The organism is Snodgrassella sp. ESL0253, assembly GCF_013344965.1.
Lineage (GTDB): Bacteria > Pseudomonadota > Gammaproteobacteria > Burkholderiales > Neisseriaceae > Snodgrassella > Snodgrassella alvi_B.
This window is the reverse complement of sequence record NZ_JAAEDQ010000010.1, coordinates 1-16,240: the sequence shown is the minus strand read 5'-3', so window position 1 is coordinate 16,240 and position 16,240 is coordinate 1. Positions and strand designations below refer to the sequence as shown.

Below are 16,240 nucleotides of genomic sequence, written 5' to 3'. Positions count from 1 at the left end.
TATTGCTGCATTGGTTGAAGATTATATGAGTATTATTACTTATTTGCGTCCGGCGCGGCCGGAGGACTGTGAAGATATTTATAATGCTCATCGCTATGCGGTGCAATATACCTGTGCGCGCAAATATGATGAAACGGTGTTAAAAGCGTGGTTGTCATTATTGAATATTGAGAGTTATTTGCATACGATGGCTGATGTAAATAAAGCTTTGTGGGTTGTTGATTATAAGGGGCATATTCAGGGTTTCTTTCAGATGGATTTGGTTGATGCTCAACTGGATGCTTTATATATCCACCCGTTTGTGCATAATCAGGGGTTGGGAACAGCACTTTTGCAGCGTGCTGAAAGTGTTGCCAGTCGTGCTGGTTTGGGTATGCTGAAACTGTATGCGTCGCTGAATTCAGTTAAATTTTATGAAATCAATGGCTATGCTTCGCTGGGTGAATGTGCCTTACCTCTCAATAATAAGGTTACGGTTAACTGTTTACTGATGCGTAAATATTTAACTGAGTAGACATTTATTACAAGAGTCTAGACTGGTATCTGAAATATTGCCAATGGTGTGAACGGTGGGTTTTGCGGATATTTGATTCGGTATCATTACTCTGCATGTTTGTTCAGTAAACCGTGCCAATTCTCAGAATGCTTATCTTTATTAATCCACATATAAATAATTAATAAATCAGGATTTTTAATCCGGCTGAATTAATCGGTGGTGGTGAATTTATTAGTGTCCGGGATTATTCTTTAATTTTATTACTTGATTTTATTAATTAATTTTTGATTTTTGTTTGTATTGCCATTCATGTGACAGCTATGTGCCACTTGAAATGTTATTCATTTGTTGTGAATTGCCTATTTTTTAATCAATAAGAAATACATGATAAAAATCAGTAATATATTATAGTTATCCCCATATTTTACCTAAAGTTTTGCGCTGGATTATGTGCACAGGTGGATAAGTCAGCAATAATTGTTTATATTGTTTTGCCATAAAAATAAATGAGCTTGCCAGCCGTAGTAGTGCCTGCCACAATAGCTATTTAACTCAATCAATATTAATTTGCATTTGTATGAAATGTCCCTTTTGCCAGCATCATAATACACAGGTGATTGATACGCGTTTGAGCGAATGTAATAACAGTATTCGTCGTCGTCGCCGTTGTTTTGCCTGTGACAGCCGGTTTAGTACGCTGGAAGTGGTGGAAATGCGAATGCCGTTGATTATCAAGCGTACTGGGGAAAAGGTGCTTTTTGATCCGGCCAAGCTTTATACCAGTATTAGCAGGGCATTGCATAAGCGGCCAATGGATCGGGAAAGTATTGAAAATGCTGTAGCCGAGATTGAGACTAATCTTTACCACATGGGGGTCAAAGAAGTTCCCAGTCATATGATTGGGGATATGGTTCTTAATTTACTGGCTAAACTGGATGAGGTTGCTTATGTGCGCTTTGCGTCTGTGTATAAAAGCTTTCACGATGTTTCGGAGTTTACACAACTGATTGCAGCATTACAAAAGGTAGATTAAAGGTATTTATTCTGTCAGGCTATTTTGGACCTGTTCGCTGCATTAGCTGCTAATTCTTGTTATACTTTGTAACCATTGTGCCTTGTCATGAAAGCTTGAATATATCATGTTGAAATCTCGTTTATGGTTGTTTGGACTAATCGCTTTGCTAGGTTTAACTGCGTGTACGCAAAAAGACACTTCTGTGACGATGGATGCCAGTGATACTCAGGCCGCAAGCAGTGATGTATCCGCTGCTGCCGCTACATCTACTCAGACGCTAACCAGTAAGGATGGCAAGCTCAGTATTGTGGTAGATGGAGGTTTTGTTGATGTAATGGATAGTGCACAGGACTGGATAGATCAGGCACAGGTAAATAACCTTACTTTGTTGCAGCATGATGATGGCAGTAATATTACCTTGGCAGCTAACAATTTGGGTGCGATAAAAATCAAGGCAGATGAATATTTCAAAAATTTGGCTGATAGCCTGAAAAACAATGCAGACATCAGCAACACTAAGGTAGGTATTGCTACCGAAAATCGGATGAACTACCGTTTCAGTCATCAGCAAAATGGCACTTTACTAAATGAAAGTTGTGTTGCTCTTGTTGGAAATAATAATCTTTATTCAGTTTGTGCCAGCAGTGAGAGTGCCAGTGATGCTGCGCTTGCTGCTACGTTGAAAACCATTAATGTACAGAACAGTTAAAAATGAGCTTTTCTGAGCTTGATAAAAAATTCATGCAAACCGCCCTTGAGCTAGCCTGGCAAGGGCGGTTTTCTACCAGCCCAAATCCGCGTGTAGGCTGCGTGATTACACGTGGTGAGCAAATTGTCGGTGAGGGATTCCATGTTCGGGCAGGGCAAGCACATGCCGAAGTGCATGCATTACGGCAGGCTGGGCAATTGGCACAGGATGCTACTGCCTATGTCACGTTGGAGCCTTGCAGCCATACCGGCCGCACAGGCCCGTGTGCTCAGGCTCTGATTGATGCTCATATCAAGCGCGTGGTTGTGGCCATGAGTGATCCTAATCCATTGGTCAAAGGTAATGGATTAAGCATATTGCAACAGGCTGGTATACAGGTTGACTGTGGTTTGTATACACAGCAGGCACGTGAACTGAATCCGGGTTTCTTATCCAGGCTGGAAAGACACAGACCTTATATCAGGCTGAAAATCGCTGCGAGTCTCGATAGCAAGACAGCATTGAGTAATGGTTTGAGCCAATGGATAACCGGTGAAGCTGCACGTAATGATGTGCAGACATTACGTGCTGAAAGCTGTGCAGTATTAACGGGTATCAATACTATACTGGCAGATAATCCACAGTTAAATGTGCGGCGCTTTTCTGCATTGCGACAGCCACTACGTATCATTCTGGATAGTAAGCTGCGTATCACTCCCGCTTATCAGGTGATTCATGATGTGAATAGTCCTACCTTGATTGTTACCACGGTTAACGACAGTGTTAAAAAAGCTGTTTTTGATCCTTATCCACATGTTTCCATTCTTACAGTGCCAACCAATCAGCATGGCCAGATTGATTTGCAAAAATTATGGCCTGCTTTGGCTCAACGCGATATTGGTCTGATACTGGTTGAAGCGGGCTCCATCCTGAATTCTGCTTTACTTGCTGCTGATGCCGTAGATGAAATAATTTATTATCAGGCTCCGAAAATTCTCGGAGCAGCAGCACGCAATGCTATTGAGTTAGCGGAAAATCCACAGGCTTTAATCGATTCTGAATGGCAGACAGTCGCGGTAGAGGTTTTGGATCAGGATTGTCGCTGGTCATTGCGTCATCAACAAAGTACAGCCTGGTTAACAGGAACGGTGGGGTAAGGTTTGTAACTGGGCTGTTTATTCAAACAATCTCTACTTTATATAAAAACAGTGCTGAAAATAAACTATCGTTGTGTAACAATAAGCCTCATTGTTTGAGCGCTTCATTTATGTAATATCATATTTTTAGCATCATTATCGTTATTCTATTGGTATTTTAAAACAAAGGCTTCGCCATGCGTATTTTATTAACGGGTTCAAAAGGTCAGGTAGGTAGTTGCTTAAGAGACAGATTGCCGGAAAGTTGGGAATTGATTGCCAGTGACTCGCAGACACTGAATATTACTGATGCACATAATGTGCTCAATATGGTGAAAACTTTTGAACCGGATGTGATTATAAATGCAGCAGGTTACACCAAAGTTGATGCCGCAGAAACCGATATAGCCAAGGCTTTTGCAGTGAATGCAACAGGAACATTGAATCTGGCTCAGGCTGCCCGGGCAATTGGCGCACGCCTGATTCATCTGTCTACTGAGCAGGTATTTGATGGCCATCATCATGTGATTCTGACAGAAAATATGGCACCTAATCCACTGAATGTATACGGACACAGTAAGCTGGCAGGGGAGTTATTGGCTTTAAACGCACACGTAGATACCGCTGTTATTCGTACTTCATGGGTATACAGTGAACATGGACACAATTTTGTCAAAATCATGTTGCAAAAAGGATTAGAAACATCCACTATTCGCGTGGTAGACGATCAGATTGGCTGCCCCACCTATGCAGGGGATTTGGCTGAAGCCATTATCCGCCTTGCTGCATTAACGAATCCTGCGCGCGGATTAATGCATTTTGCTGGTAGCCAGCAAATGAGTTGGGCAGATTTTGCCCAGCGTATTTTTGCTGAAGCTGCTGAAATTGATGAGCGTTATAAACAGGTCAAAGTTGAGCGGATTGGCACTGCTGATTATCAGTCAGCAGCTAGACGACCAGAGTTTGGTATTCTGGATAGCCGTACTTTGCAAAATCTGCTTCCGGAGCCAGTAGTCGATACACCTTTAGCGCACATTGTTGCTAAACTACTGGATTAAAAGAATGTACAAAAAAGCGGGTTACTCAATAACCCGCTTTTTAGTGCCTGATAGCATTACTTTTGTGTACGCATATCATGGTGCTCAATAATAAAGCCAGCATCCCGATACGTACGAAAACGCTGTCGTGCAGCTGCTATTTCATCCAGATCAGTACTTACCAGCTCCAATACTCGCTCCGGTATCTGCGGAGCATCACACCAATAAACATCCGCCAGATTAATAACCACCCAATCTTTCTGTATTGTTGGTAAATCTGTGCCATAAGACAGTAATACCAATTGCCCGGCAATCAGCTGTGGTTGTTGCGGTGACCAGATTTCATGTGGGATGAAACTAGTGGCCTGAAACGACCACAGAGCTTGATCAAACCGACTCATACTGCTTTCATCTTCTAACCAGATCAGAACGCTTGCTCCACTTTTATATACTTTTTGAGTCAGCCGGCAAGTAAAAGAGACTGGATCAGTGATATGAGTATAAAAAGTAGTAGTGGCCATATCGTCTCAAATTCAGGATTGCTGAATCAGATATTCAAGCAGCAGCGGAACAGGGCGGCCTGTAGCACCTTTATTGTTGCCTGAATGCCAGGCTGTACCAGCAATATCCAGATGTGCCCATGGATAGGCTTCGGTAAAACAGGACAAAAATGCCGCAGCAGTAATCGTTCCGGCAGCACGTCCGCCTATATTCTGCAAATCAGCAAAATTGGATTTTAGCTGTTCTTTGTATTCGTCGAATAAAGGCAATTGCCAGGCTTTATCATTAATACTGGCAGCTGCCTGTAATATCTGATCAATAATTGACTGATTGTTGCCCAGTACGCCTTGCGCAACATGCCCCAGTGCAATGATACAGGCACCAGTTAATGTGGCCACATCGATTACTGCTTTGGGCTGGAAACGTTCAGCGTAGGTAAGAGCATCACACAAAATCAGCCTGCCTTCTGCATCGGTGTTCAAAACCTCAATATTCAAGCCATTCATGGCCTTAATAATATCACCCGGTTTGACTGCATTACCGGAAGGCATATTTTCACAGGTAGGAACGACGGCTACCAGATTCAGTGGCAGTTTAAGCTTGGCAGCAGCTGCAAAAGTACCAATAACAGCAGCAGCACCACACATATCAAATTTCATTTCATCCATCGCAGCACCCGGTTTAAGGGAAATACCGCCGGAATCAAAAGTGATACCTTTGCCTACCAGAACCACCGGTTTATCTTCAGTATTCGGCGCGCCGTGATATTGCAGTTCAATAAGATAGGCACCGGCGGAACTGCCCTGTGCCACTGCCAGTAAAGCATTCATACCCATTTCCTGAATATCGGCTGCGGCCATAATTCGTGCACTGGCACCCACATCAGCAGCAATTTTGGCAGCAGAAGAGGCCAGATAGGCTGGGGTGCATAAATTACCAGGTGCATTACCCAGATCTTTACAGATATTCATACCATAAACAACAGCTTCACCTTTGCTCAGGTATTCATTTACTGCGTGAACAGTGTGGTAATTGATATATTCAAGTGATGTTGGTTTGGAATCTTTTTTAAACGTATCAAAGTGATAGACAGCTTCGCCCACCGCAATTGTAAATGCCTGTACCCATTGTTGTGCCAAGACTTCAGACAATAAACTCAAATCTACATTAATCCGGGTTTGCTCTTTGGCCCAGCTGGCAGCCGTAGCAGCCAACTTTTGCAGGCTGGCATAGTCTTCTTTTTCTATGCATACTACAGCCAAAGCCTGTACATGGTTCAGTTCAACTGTATGTGTGGCAATAAAATCTTTCTGTTGCTGCTGTAATTGCGACAATAAAGTACCAGCTACAGGATTGTTGTGTTTACTGTTTGCAGTACAGACAATAAGTAAAGAACTATTGTTTTGCGGCTGCAATTGTTCGGTTTTTATGCTAAATTCCATCTTTTCCTCTCCCATTATAAGGGCGTTGTATATATTCTGGACGAATCATGCGTTAGCTGATTTTGGATCCCCCTATTGTAACGCAGGCTGTCACTAAAATACCGGCAGTTGCACATGTGTTTATTATTTTATGATTTATCAACGCCAATTTATTAAAGAATTATCATGGGCTGCCGTTGGCATTTTCGTGATTTTGCTGATAGTACTGGTGGCTACGCAAGCAATTAACCTGCTGGGCAGGGCTGCCAGCGGCCGCGTGGCTATTGATGCGGTAACCGCATTAATTGGGTTCTGGACAATTGGCCTGACACCTGTATTACTGATTTTAACTGCCTATATCAGCATTATTACGGTACTTACCCGTTACTGGCGTGATAGCGAAATGGTTATCTGGCTGTCCAGTGGCTTATCATTAAGAAACTGGATTTATCCCTTAATGAAATTTGCTCTTCCGTTTGCAGTTCTGGTAGCAGTAGTATCAATGCTGATTCAGCCATGGGCAGAGTGGCGTAGCCGTGAATTTGCAGAATTGCTGAAACAGAAACAGGAAATGTCATTACTGGAGCCGGGGGTATTCCGCGAAATAGGCAAAAGCCACCCACGAGTTTATTTTATTGAATCATTCGACCCTGACAGCGGCCGTGCCAGCAATCTGTTTGTACGGGAAAAGGAAAAAAATGGCAAAGACAGTACGATTTTTGCCAAACGTGGCGAGTTCAAACAGGATGGAGAAAAACGTATTCTGACTCTGGAAGATGGTTTCCGCTACTATGGACAGCCCGGACAGGCAGACTATCAAAGGGCTTCATTTGACAAAATGACTCTGGTCATCAGCGTCAATACAATGGTTATCGATCCAAAACAAAATCGGCACACCATTCCCACTGCTGCACTATTTGCCAGCGATAAAGCCATTTACAAGGCAGAACTGATGTGGCGTTTATCATTACCGATCAGCGTAATCGTACTGGCTTTGCTGGCCTTGCCACTATCGTATTTTAATCCGCGCACCGGTCATACTTACAATATCCTGATTGCGATTGGTGTATTTTTAATTTACCAGAATGGACTAACCTTTTTACGGGATTTGGTGGAAAATGGTCGTATTCCGCTTTGGCTTGGCATATTGCCTATGCATCTTTTGATGTTTCTGGTGTTTTTATTCTTATTGAGTTGGCGCAATCGTCCATCTGCGCCATTTAAAACAGCATTTACATCATTACTCGGAGGCCGCTCCTGATGCGTTTGCTTAATCGCTATGTAATTAGCCAACTGTCCATTTGCACTTTGTATGCATTGCTGGCACTGGTAAGCTTATACAGCTTCTTTGACATTATGGGTGAAATCAGCCACGTTGGTGATGGGCGTTATACTGCCAATAAAATGCTGTATTACGTTTTATTACTGATTCCCACACATGCTTATGAGCTTATGCCTCTGGCTGTGCTGGTAGGTGCACTGGTATGTCTGAATCAGATGGCCAGCGACAGTGAATTTACCGTAATCAGAACATCAGGTATCAGCTTGGCCAGCATTATTGGCATGATGTTGCAGTTTGGCTTGCTGTTTGCCATTATTGCTGCGTTACTGGGTGAATATGTTGTACCTAAAACCGGCCCTTATGCAGAACAGTATCAGTTGCATGCCCGTCAGAACAGCATTAGTGCCGGAGATAGTGGTATCTGGTTGAAGCAGGGGCATGATATTGTGAATGTCGCTGAAATGTTACCTGACGGTAGCTTAAAAAACATCAGCATATATCGCCATGATGAACAGTTCCATTTAACAGAAACTTTGCATGCATCCAGTGCCAAGGTTGATTCTCATGCCCAGCAGGGTAAAAAGTCGAAGTGGCATTTGCATCAGGTAGACCAGTCTGTTCTGCAAGAGCATCAGATAACAGTAAATCATCTGGAAAATCTGGATTGGCACATGTCCATCAATCATCAGTTGCTTAATATATTGCTGGTGGCGCCTGAACAGATGTCTATTCTGGCACTGTCGACTTATATCAAACATTTGAAAAATAATCACCAACAGACTACCCGCTACGAACTGGCATGGTGGCGTAAAATTGCCTATCCATTGGCCTGTATCGTTATGGCACTGGTAGCACTCGCTTTTACACCACAGCAGAATCGTGGTGGAAATATGGGCTTGAAACTTTTCTATGGAATCTGCTTAGGGCTATTATTCCATTTTTCAGGGCGGTTGTTTGGATTTACCAGTCAGTTATATGGGGTACCAACCCTGATTGCCGCATTTCTGCCTACACTGTTATTTTTATGTCTGGCTGTATACCTGATTAGACGTCAAGAAAAGCGGTAATATCCTGCTACATGCTCTAAGTGATTTTATTAACTTCAAATTTAGATATAGATGAATTAATTTCTAAATACTTTTCAGAATATCAACAAACGGTAGACGGTAAAAAGCCTTGCTTTAGCGAATTTGCATCACATATAAAAGTGTTGCTTAGAATGATAAAACAATTTGAGATCACCATTGATGCTATCTGAATCGGCTAATCAGGTTCATACACATCATTTTGTAAAAACATCAAAATTGATAATGGTACTAGCCAATTTGAAGCTTTTGCTTGATTTGTTATTGAAAAAAATTACTGCCTGCAATCAGTTAACCTATCAATTAAACGGCTATATAAATAATCAGCAACTAGGTTCCCGGCATTAAACTTTATCGTAGATGGGTTAAGATTCAGTTAATTAAATTATTCTCCATCAAATATTATCTTTAAATTATTTCATATAGAGGTATACAGCAAATTTGCAATTTGGATAGAGTATATATAAAGAGGCATATGAATATTTTTAAAGAGCAGGTGCGTATTTCAGGCAATATTAATGCGTTAATACAAATATTGTTATTAGTGTTTGAGCACAAATTTTTATCATACTATTAAAGTTAATTGATTTACCGTTGTTTATATTTGTTTGCTGCCGTAGAGGTCAGATAACACATTAGATAGATTATAAATTGAATTAAATAAAGCACTCTCTAGCTTACTAACAGGCAAACGCAAAATAGATAATGCCATGCATAATTATTTCAGTAATACTTTTAAATGGATACACACAGCCAATATAAGCGTAAATGACTAATAAAGTAATTTATGCAATTTTTTCTGTTCATCTGCTTCAGTCAAAATGCCAGCATTTTGTAATAGCTGAATATAAGTAGTGATATAGCCATATTGTGCTTCTGCCAATTTCTGTTCGGCATCGGCTTTGGCCTGTAATGCCTGTAATTCGTCCAGATTACTGCGTACACCTACTTTACGACCTAATTGAGTAGCTTGTAATTTTACCGTATTGGCTTTTAATAACTGTTGCTGCGCCTGAATCTGATACAGATTGCCTAATGTAGTTTGATACGCCTGAGTAATATTCAGTTCAATTTTACGCTCAGTAGCTATTAATAAAAATTTATTTTGCTGTTCTCTGGCCGCTGCTTCTTTAATTTTGCTGTGAATCAAGCCACCACTGAATAAGGGGGCTGAAAGCTGAACTATTACGATACCGCCTTTACTGCGAGTGCCATGATTCATACCATAAAACTGCTGAATCTGATGGTTGTCCTGATAGCCGCCATTAAGCGTTAGTTTTGGCCAGTTCTCTGCTTTAGCAGCAATATAAGCCTGCTTGGCATTTTCCAATGCCAGCTTTTGCTGCTGCCATTCAGGATTATTTTTTTGCGCCAGATTTATCCAGTCTGCTTTACTTGATTTACCTAGTAAATCGCCAAAATCAGTATTTTTTAAACGCTTAATTTTCTTCGGGTCCAGTCCTGTAATATTAGCCAGATTATTTTGTGCTACCAGCAGATCTGTCATCGCACTGACTTTTTTTGCCCGGGCAGCTTCATAGCCTGCTTGTGCTTCATTCGTGTCTACAATAGTAGCTGCGCCCTTGTTAAATAAGGCTAGTGCTTGCCTGATCTGCATTGCATAGGCTTCTTTTTCTTTTTCAATTGAAACCAGCTTGTCTTCAATCAGCAATACCTGAAAATAAGCATTGGCTACTTTAAGCAGCAGATCTTCTTTCACATTTTCCAGCTGCCAGTCGGCCATGTTAGCGGTAATTTTACCTTGCTGGTATTGTGCCCATTTGGCTTTATCAAATAACGCCTGACTTGCCTGTACATTCCAGCCGTGCGTCTGGGTAGTACTGGACAGGGAGGAGGGCTGTTTCTGATAGATATAATTAGTATTTACCTGTGGCAGTAACGCTGCTCGTGTTTGTACCAATTGCTCTTTATGAGCATCCCGCTCATTTTGAGCTGCTGCATATTCTGCTGAATAGCTTATTGCAGCCTGCCAGGCATCAAACAAATCGAATGCCTGTGCAGTTGTAGAGATAATACCGCAGCCAATAAGAATAGAAATAGCTTGCCAAGTACCAATACGAATATATTTTTGCATCAACGTTCTCGCATACTTTCATCAACTTTAGTTTGTAGCGGGCTTAACAAATAAGTGATAACGCGACGCTTACCGGTTTTAATCTCAGCGGTTACATTCATACCCGCTGTTAAATTAACCTTTTTACCATCTACCATTAGATAATTTCTGTCCATAACAATGGTCGCAGCAAAAACCAGTCCCAATTTTTCATCTTCAATCGCATCAAAGCTGACATGTTTTACTTTACCGGTTAAATAGCCATAACGGGTATAAGGGAAAGACTCAACTTTGATAACAGCATCTTGGCCAGCCTTAATAAAACCGATGTCTTTGTTTGGCACCAATGCCTCAATTTCCATCTGATCCTGATCAGGTACGATTACCATAATCTGTTGAGCCGCCGTGACCACTCCTCCCACAGTATGGGTGGCAAGCTGTTGTACCGTACCATCAACTGGCGACTTTAAAGTCATTAACTGTTTGCGCTGCAATGCTTTGTCTGTCGCTTCAGTAAGTTGCTGGATTTGCTCATTTGCCTGTCGCAGCTGATCAAGCGTATCGCGCTTGAGCGTATTAGTTTGTAACTGACGATTCTGCTCGGCTTCGCGTATACTTTCCTGAATCTGCCGAAGCTGGCTGCGCTGGCTGGCTAAATCATTTTTATTCTGAATATACTTGCTTTGCTGTTCATAATAAGCGTGTTTGGAAACAAAGTTCTGCGCCAGCAAATCTTTGTAATCTGCTGTACGGCTCTGCTCAATAGCCGTGGTTTGTTCAAGTTTGCTCACCTGCGATTGAGTTCCCTGAAGCTGTGCCTGATGTTCGCGTAACACTGTCTGTAACTGGGCATCCTGAGTAAACCATGTTTGAAACTGATGTAATGCGAGCGATTGTGCTTCTATAATCTGCTCGGGATTAAGATGCCATTTCGCGGCCAGTTCCCGATCCAGTTGAGGAGGTTGATGCGTGTCCACTGCACGGATAACTGCTTCCAGACGCAATTTATTTAAACGTGCGGCCTGCAGGGATTTTTCCGACTGCGCATAGTCACTATCGGAACCGATACCACTTAACTGAACCAGTATCTGACCACTCCTTACGTGGTCGCCATTTTTGACTGCAATTTTGTCGACTACTGAAGTTTCCAGTGGTTGGATTATCTTACTGCGCCCACCGGGAGTGGTTTTACCCATAGCAACAGCAACAATATCCAGCTTGCCAATTAATGCCCATAAAAGCGCAATAACAGCAAACAATATAATCAGGCGTGCAGTCCATTTGGGTGCAGCGGAAAGAGGTGTCTCCGTTAATTCCAGATGTGCCGGTAAAAAAGCACGCTCATCTTCATCGCGTTTAGGCGGGTCGAGCTGAAAACGGACAGACCAAACATTTTTCCACACCGTAGTATAGCGGTGCAGGAACTCTTTAAAAGCTTGAAAGCGAATACCCATAATCTATTTTCTTATTCTGGTTTCAATTTAGCTATTCTGGAGCTGATATAAGTAGCGATAGTAACCGTCCGGCTTAGCGAGCAACTCCTGATGAGTTCCTTCTTCTACTATACTGCCTTTATCCATGGCAATAATGCGATTGGCCATACGAACAGTAGATAGGCGGTGGGCAATAATCAAAACAGTGCGGCCTTTGCAAATAGCCTGCATATTTTGCATAATGGCTCGTTCGGATTCATAATCCAGCGCACTAGTTGCTTCATCCAAAATCAGAATCCGCGGATTTCCTACCAAAGCCCGAGCAATGGCAACACGCTGCCTTTGCCCGCCAGACAGCCCTGCACCCTGCTCACCAACTATAGTGTCATAGCCTTCTGGCAGTTCCATAATAAAATCATGGGCACCAGCCATTTTGGCGGCATACATTATTTTTTCCAGAGGCATCCCCGGGTCGGCAAGAGCTATATTGGCGCGGATACTCTGATTAAGCAGTACATTTTCCTGAAGTACTACACCCACCTGACGGCGCAACCATGCCGGATCAGCCAGCGCCAGATCATTACCATCTACCAATACCCGTCCACGCTCTGGCGTGTATAAGCGCTGCACCAGTTTGGTTAAAGTAGATTTGCCAGAACCGGAACGTCCGACAATACCCAGAATTTCACCTGGCTTAATCTGCAAATTTAAGTCACGCAGAATTTCTGCACCATCCGGACGATAGCGGAAAGAGATTTTTTCAAATTCAATCTGGCCTTTGATATTCGGCAATGCCACGCGCGAAGTTGGATTTTCTGTCGGGGTATTTAAAATATCGCCAAGGCGGGAAACAGAAATACCCACCTGCTGGAAATCCTGCCACAGCTGTGCCAAACGGATAACAGGTGCCGCAACTTGACCTGCAAGCATATTAAATGCAATTAACTGACCCACTGTCAGCTCACCTTTAATCACTAGATGAGCACCCAGCCATAAAGTAACAACTGTCACCAGTTTCTGAATCAGCTGCACACCCTGCTGGCCAATAGTAGTAAGGCGGGTAACGCGGAAACCGGAGCTAACATAAGCAGCCAATTGTTGATCCCAGCGTCTGGTCATTTGAGGTTCAACCGCCATAGCCTTAATCGTACCGATTGCTGTTACTGATTCAACCAGAAATGACTGATTATCAGCATTTCTGGCAAATTTATCATTCAGCCGCGAGCGTAAAATAGGACTGATAGTCGCAGACCAGATGGCGTAACAAGGCAGAGAAATAATAACTACTAACGTAAGCCAACCGCTGTAAAACCACATCACCAGCAGAAAGATAAAAGAAAAACAGAGATCCAGTACCGAAGTCAATGCCTGTCCGGTGAGAAAGTTACGGATTTGTTCCAGCTCACGTACCCGGGCAACTGTATCGCCCACTCGCCGGTGCTCGAAATAGGCCAGAGGCAGGCTTAACAGATGACGAAATAATCGTGCACCCAGCTCGACATCAATGCGTGAAGTGGTATGGGCAAAAACATAAGTGCGTAATCCACCCAAAACCACATCAAAGACAATAATCACCAGTAAGGCAATAGTAATAACATCAAGAGTGGAAAAGCCGCGATGCACTAGAACTTTGTCCATTACCACCTGAAAAAACATAGGTGTAACAAGCGCAAATAGCTGAATAAAGACAGATACAACCAATACTTCCAGAAAAATGCGCCGGTATTTGATTACTGCCGGAATAAACCAGGTAAAGTCGAATTTAGCCAGTTGTCCCAGAATCGATGCTCTTGAAGCAACCAGAATAACTTGTCCAGAATAGCGTTGCGCAAACTCTTCTTTAGTTAGAATAACTGGCTTACCCGCTTCAATATCCTGAATCAGGTAACGATCGTCATCTATTCTGGCTAAAATAAAATGCTGGCCATCTTCACGCCATACCAATGCAGGTAAGGCTAGCAGAGGCAAACGCTTGATATCGTGCTTGACCAGTTTGGCTTTCAAGCCCAGATCTTTGGCTGCAAGCAGCCATTGTTCAATTTTTAAATCATTCTGTTCCGCGTACCTATGCATAATATCTGCAGGATTGACAGCCATGCCATGAAAATGGGCTAAAAGAACCAGAGCGGAAACTGCAATACTGGATTTTTCAATTTTGGCAGGGATAGAAGATTCTGGTAGTAATGACATAGATTTTAACATCACTGTTTAAATATCTACATACAACTTAACACAAGTATAGAAAAAAATACATAGTAAAATTACTTTCAAAAATAGATTATTTATAATTTTTATTTGAATAGGAGTTTTGTAATTGTTTCTGAAAATTTGAATTGATTTATATTTTTTGAATCTGTTAAATTATTATATACTATTGTTTCTAATGAAGGTGTAAACAAAATTTCAATAATATTATTTAATTTGAATATAAAAATAAAATATATTTTTATATTATATAATATAATATATTAAATATTTAAATTTTGCATTTCATATTGTAATTGGTGAATTATATTTGTTTATTTGTACCATGCATTTTTCAATTAAATAAATAAACTCAAAATTAATACTCAGTAAGTATAGTTATAAAAAATTTTAATAAAACTTAAACTGGAGGTGAGTTCAAAGAAACTTAGTTAATGTATTGTTTTTGATGTATGGATATCAATTTATAACAGATAAATAAACTGTTATTCTGGCTTAACATTTAAAAAGAGGTAATACCTTGAATAATTTTAAAGAAACAGATGCCTATCAAAATATTGTATTAGCTGGGCAAAACGACAATATTAATCTAATAGAGGGTAGTATGAACAATGATAATTTGAAGGGTACTAATCAGGACGATATTTTAATCGGTAGAGAAGGAAATGACAGACTTTATGGAGGGGAAGGTAATGATACCTATGTATTTGCTAAAGGGCATGGTCAGGATTTTATTTGAGATGATGACGGCATGTAAATGCCCCAAACTTAGTACAAGATTCAAGTAGAAAATAATACTGCTTGTCTTAGAGTTTTATATTCACTCGGCGTCATATTATTTAATGCTTCATGAGGTCTTTTAGTGTTATTAAATGGTTAGCTATTCTTCGGTTACCTCTTGCTTGTTCTAGATTATTAAATAGATATAAATCCAGTACCTCTGTACGATACGAACGGTTAAATTGTTCAATAAAGCCATTTTGATATGGGCTGCCGGGATTGATGTACTCTATAGTTATACCATGTGATTTTGCCCAGTTAATGAGTGTATTTCCGGTAAATTCCGGTTCATTATCCACTCGTATTTTTAGTGGATAACCATGATATTCGGCTAGTTCATCCAGATAGCGAGTAATCCTACCAGCCGGTAAACTGACTGCAATATCAATGCTTAACACCTCACAATTAAAGTCATCTATCACATTAAAAATTTTAAAGCGTCGTTGATTTCGACTGCTGTCACTCATAAAATCCATAGACCAGCATTCACCTTGTTTATTCGGTACTGATAGCTTATATATTAGCCCTATGTTAAATTATCTTAACAAAGTAGTTAAGAGGCTGAATCTCAAGGTGAGTTAGGGTATGAGTATCCTTGTGTTGTTTTAAGTGCGCGTAATTCAGAGCATTGTATTGTTGTTATCTTTTCTGGACTGCGTGGTGGAATATGTTGTTTACGCTTTACCCTCAGATTAAGCTTTAATTCACAATACACCCGATACACACGTTTATGATTCCATTTATAGCCGAGCTTTCTGATGCGATTAAAACATTTGGGAAAGCCCCAGCGTAAATGCTTATCGGTAATAGTGTAACTATCCCCTAAAATAGTACAGCCTCGAAGTAGAAAATTCTCTTCATTAACCCACAGAGGATTTAAACATGAAAAAAATGACTGAACATCAGATTGTATCCATTTTAAAAGAAGCTGAAGCCGGTATTCCTGTCAAAGAACTTTGTCGTAAATATGGCATCGGCAATTCGACTTTTTATAAATGGCGGGAAAAATACGGTGGTATGGAAACGTCCGATATCAAACGTTTAAAGGAGCTGGAGGCTGAAAACCGCAAGCTTAAGCAGATGTTTG

The 16,240-nt window shown here is 41.2% G+C and carries 16 protein-coding genes; 9 read left to right on the top strand and 7 right to left on the bottom strand.

Annotation, left to right across the window (positions count from 1 at the left end):
• Positions 1 to 25: 25 nt before the first annotated feature.
• From GYX26_RS08670 to rfbD, 5 genes are all read left to right on the top strand, one after another.
• Positions 26 to 514 (top strand): GNAT family N-acetyltransferase, encoded by a 489-nt coding sequence (locus tag GYX26_RS08670; RefSeq protein ID WP_174828916.1) that lies wholly within the window; start codon positions 26 to 28, stop codon positions 512 to 514.
• Positions 515 to 1,073: 559 nt separating this feature from the next.
• On the top strand, positions 1,074 to 1,529 hold the full coding sequence (nrdR, locus tag GYX26_RS08665; protein WP_100113943.1) for a transcriptional regulator NrdR: 456 nt from the start codon (positions 1,074 to 1,076) through the stop codon (positions 1,527 to 1,529).
• A 106-nt stretch (positions 1,530 to 1,635) separates the two neighbouring features.
• Positions 1,636 to 2,220, top strand: coding sequence for a cytochrome C (locus tag GYX26_RS08660; RefSeq protein ID WP_174828915.1), 585 nt, complete (start codon positions 1,636 to 1,638; stop codon positions 2,218 to 2,220).
• 2 nt (positions 2,221 to 2,222) lie between these two features.
• Positions 2,223 to 3,356 (top strand): bifunctional diaminohydroxyphosphoribosylaminopyrimidine deaminase/5-amino-6-(5-phosphoribosylamino)uracil reductase RibD, encoded by a 1,134-nt coding sequence (ribD, locus tag GYX26_RS08655; RefSeq protein WP_174828914.1) that lies wholly within the window; start codon positions 2,223 to 2,225, stop codon positions 3,354 to 3,356.
• 176 nt (positions 3,357 to 3,532) lie between these two features.
• On the top strand, positions 3,533 to 4,393 hold the full coding sequence (rfbD, locus tag GYX26_RS08650; RefSeq protein ID WP_100090524.1) for a dTDP-4-dehydrorhamnose reductase: 861 nt from the start codon (positions 3,533 to 3,535) through the stop codon (positions 4,391 to 4,393).
• A gap of 56 nt (positions 4,394 to 4,449) precedes the next feature.
• Here rfbD and GYX26_RS08645 read toward each other — a convergent pair whose 3' ends face one another.
• Both GYX26_RS08645 and GYX26_RS08640 read right to left on the bottom strand, forming a co-directional pair.
• The gene (locus GYX26_RS08645; protein ID WP_100113946.1) at positions 4,450 to 4,893 is read right to left on the bottom strand and encodes a DNA polymerase III subunit chi; all 444 of its coding nucleotides are present in this window, start codon (positions 4,891 to 4,893) and stop codon (positions 4,450 to 4,452) included.
• Between the two features lie 12 nt (positions 4,894 to 4,905).
• Positions 4,906 to 6,315 (bottom strand): leucyl aminopeptidase, encoded by a 1,410-nt coding sequence (locus GYX26_RS08640; protein WP_174828913.1) that lies wholly within the window; start codon positions 6,313 to 6,315, stop codon positions 4,906 to 4,908.
• A 130-nt stretch (positions 6,316 to 6,445) separates the two neighbouring features.
• Here GYX26_RS08640 and lptF point away from each other — a divergent pair, with 130 nt between their 5' ends.
• Together lptF and lptG are read left to right on the top strand one after the other, a co-directional pair.
• The gene (gene lptF / locus GYX26_RS08635) at positions 6,446 to 7,555 is read left to right on the top strand and encodes an LPS export ABC transporter permease LptF (RefSeq protein WP_100090521.1); all 1,110 of its coding nucleotides are present in this window, start codon (positions 6,446 to 6,448) and stop codon (positions 7,553 to 7,555) included.
• Positions 7,555 to 8,643, top strand: a complete 1,089-nt coding sequence (gene lptG, locus GYX26_RS08630; protein ID WP_174828912.1) for an LPS export ABC transporter permease LptG — start codon at positions 7,555 to 7,557, stop codon at positions 8,641 to 8,643. The genes lptF and lptG overlap by 1 nt, the downstream gene beginning before the upstream one ends.
• Before the next feature lie 790 nt (positions 8,644 to 9,433).
• Here lptG and GYX26_RS08625 read toward each other — a convergent pair.
• From GYX26_RS08625 to GYX26_RS08615, 3 genes are read right to left on the bottom strand one after another with little or no spacing between them, the layout of a single operon-like run.
• Positions 9,434 to 10,756, bottom strand: a complete 1,323-nt coding sequence (locus GYX26_RS08625; RefSeq protein WP_174828911.1) for a TolC family protein — start codon at positions 10,754 to 10,756, stop codon at positions 9,434 to 9,436.
• Positions 10,756 to 12,183: an HlyD family type I secretion periplasmic adaptor subunit gene (locus GYX26_RS08620; protein WP_174828974.1), complete on the bottom strand. Its 1,428-nt coding sequence runs from the start codon at positions 12,181 to 12,183 to the stop codon at positions 10,756 to 10,758. The genes GYX26_RS08625 and GYX26_RS08620 overlap by 1 nt, the downstream gene beginning before the upstream one ends.
• Positions 12,184 to 12,216: 33 nt before the next feature.
• The gene (locus GYX26_RS08615; RefSeq protein WP_174828910.1) at positions 12,217 to 14,358 is read right to left on the bottom strand and encodes a type I secretion system permease/ATPase; all 2,142 of its coding nucleotides are present in this window, start codon (positions 14,356 to 14,358) and stop codon (positions 12,217 to 12,219) included.
• 535 nt (positions 14,359 to 14,893) lie between these two features.
• Here GYX26_RS08615 and GYX26_RS11450 point away from each other — a divergent pair.
• Entirely contained in the window at positions 14,894 to 15,112 is a 219-nt protein-coding gene (locus GYX26_RS11450; RefSeq protein WP_238791263.1) for a hypothetical protein, read from the top strand.
• Positions 15,113 to 15,212: 100 nt separating this feature from the next.
• On the opposite strand, the gene GYX26_RS08605 is transcribed toward GYX26_RS11450, so the two are convergent.
• Both GYX26_RS08605 and GYX26_RS11715 read right to left on the bottom strand, forming a co-directional pair.
• Positions 15,213 to 15,674 carry a DDE-type integrase/transposase/recombinase gene (locus GYX26_RS08605; protein ID WP_370520874.1) on the bottom strand — a complete coding sequence of 154 codons (462 nt, stop codon included), beginning with the start codon at positions 15,672 to 15,674 and terminating at the stop codon, positions 15,213 to 15,215.
• Between the two features lie 47 nt (positions 15,675 to 15,721).
• Positions 15,722 to 15,961 (bottom strand): IS3 family transposase, encoded by a 240-nt coding sequence (locus GYX26_RS11715; protein ID WP_370520873.1) that lies wholly within the window; start codon positions 15,959 to 15,961, stop codon positions 15,722 to 15,724.
• Between the two features lie 74 nt (positions 15,962 to 16,035).
• Between GYX26_RS11715 and GYX26_RS08595 the strand changes: the two genes are divergently transcribed.
• The coding region (locus GYX26_RS08595) for a transposase (RefSeq protein WP_174828908.1) at positions 16,036 to 16,240 on the top strand (205 nt) is incomplete at its 3' end.

Bases quoted from the DNA above. Each gene is read 5' to 3' on its own strand.
- GYX26_RS08670 (WP_174828916.1), top strand. From the start codon at position 26: ATGAGTATTATTACTTATTTGCGTCCGGCGCGGCCGGAGGACTGTGAA.
- nrdR (WP_100113943.1), top strand. From the start codon at position 1,074: ATGAAATGTCCCTTTTGCCAGCATCATAATACACAGGTGATTGATACG.
- GYX26_RS08660 (WP_174828915.1), top strand. From the start codon at position 1,636: ATGTTGAAATCTCGTTTATGGTTGTTTGGACTAATCGCTTTGCTAGGT.
- ribD (WP_174828914.1), top strand. From the start codon at position 2,223: ATGAGCTTTTCTGAGCTTGATAAAAAATTCATGCAAACCGCCCTTGAG.
- rfbD (WP_100090524.1), top strand. From the start codon at position 3,533: ATGCGTATTTTATTAACGGGTTCAAAAGGTCAGGTAGGTAGTTGCTTA.
- GYX26_RS08645 (WP_100113946.1), bottom strand. From the start codon at position 4,893: ATGGCCACTACTACTTTTTATACTCATATCACTGATCCAGTCTCTTTT.
- GYX26_RS08640 (WP_174828913.1), bottom strand. From the start codon at position 6,315: ATGGAATTTAGCATAAAAACCGAACAATTGCAGCCGCAAAACAATAGT.
- lptF (WP_100090521.1), top strand. From the start codon at position 6,446: ATGATTTATCAACGCCAATTTATTAAAGAATTATCATGGGCTGCCGTT.
- lptG (WP_174828912.1), top strand. From the start codon at position 7,555: ATGCGTTTGCTTAATCGCTATGTAATTAGCCAACTGTCCATTTGCACT.
- GYX26_RS08625 (WP_174828911.1), bottom strand. From the start codon at position 10,756: ATGCAAAAATATATTCGTATTGGTACTTGGCAAGCTATTTCTATTCTT.
- GYX26_RS08615 (WP_174828910.1), bottom strand. From the start codon at position 14,358: ATGTCATTACTACCAGAATCTTCTATCCCTGCCAAAATTGAAAAATCC.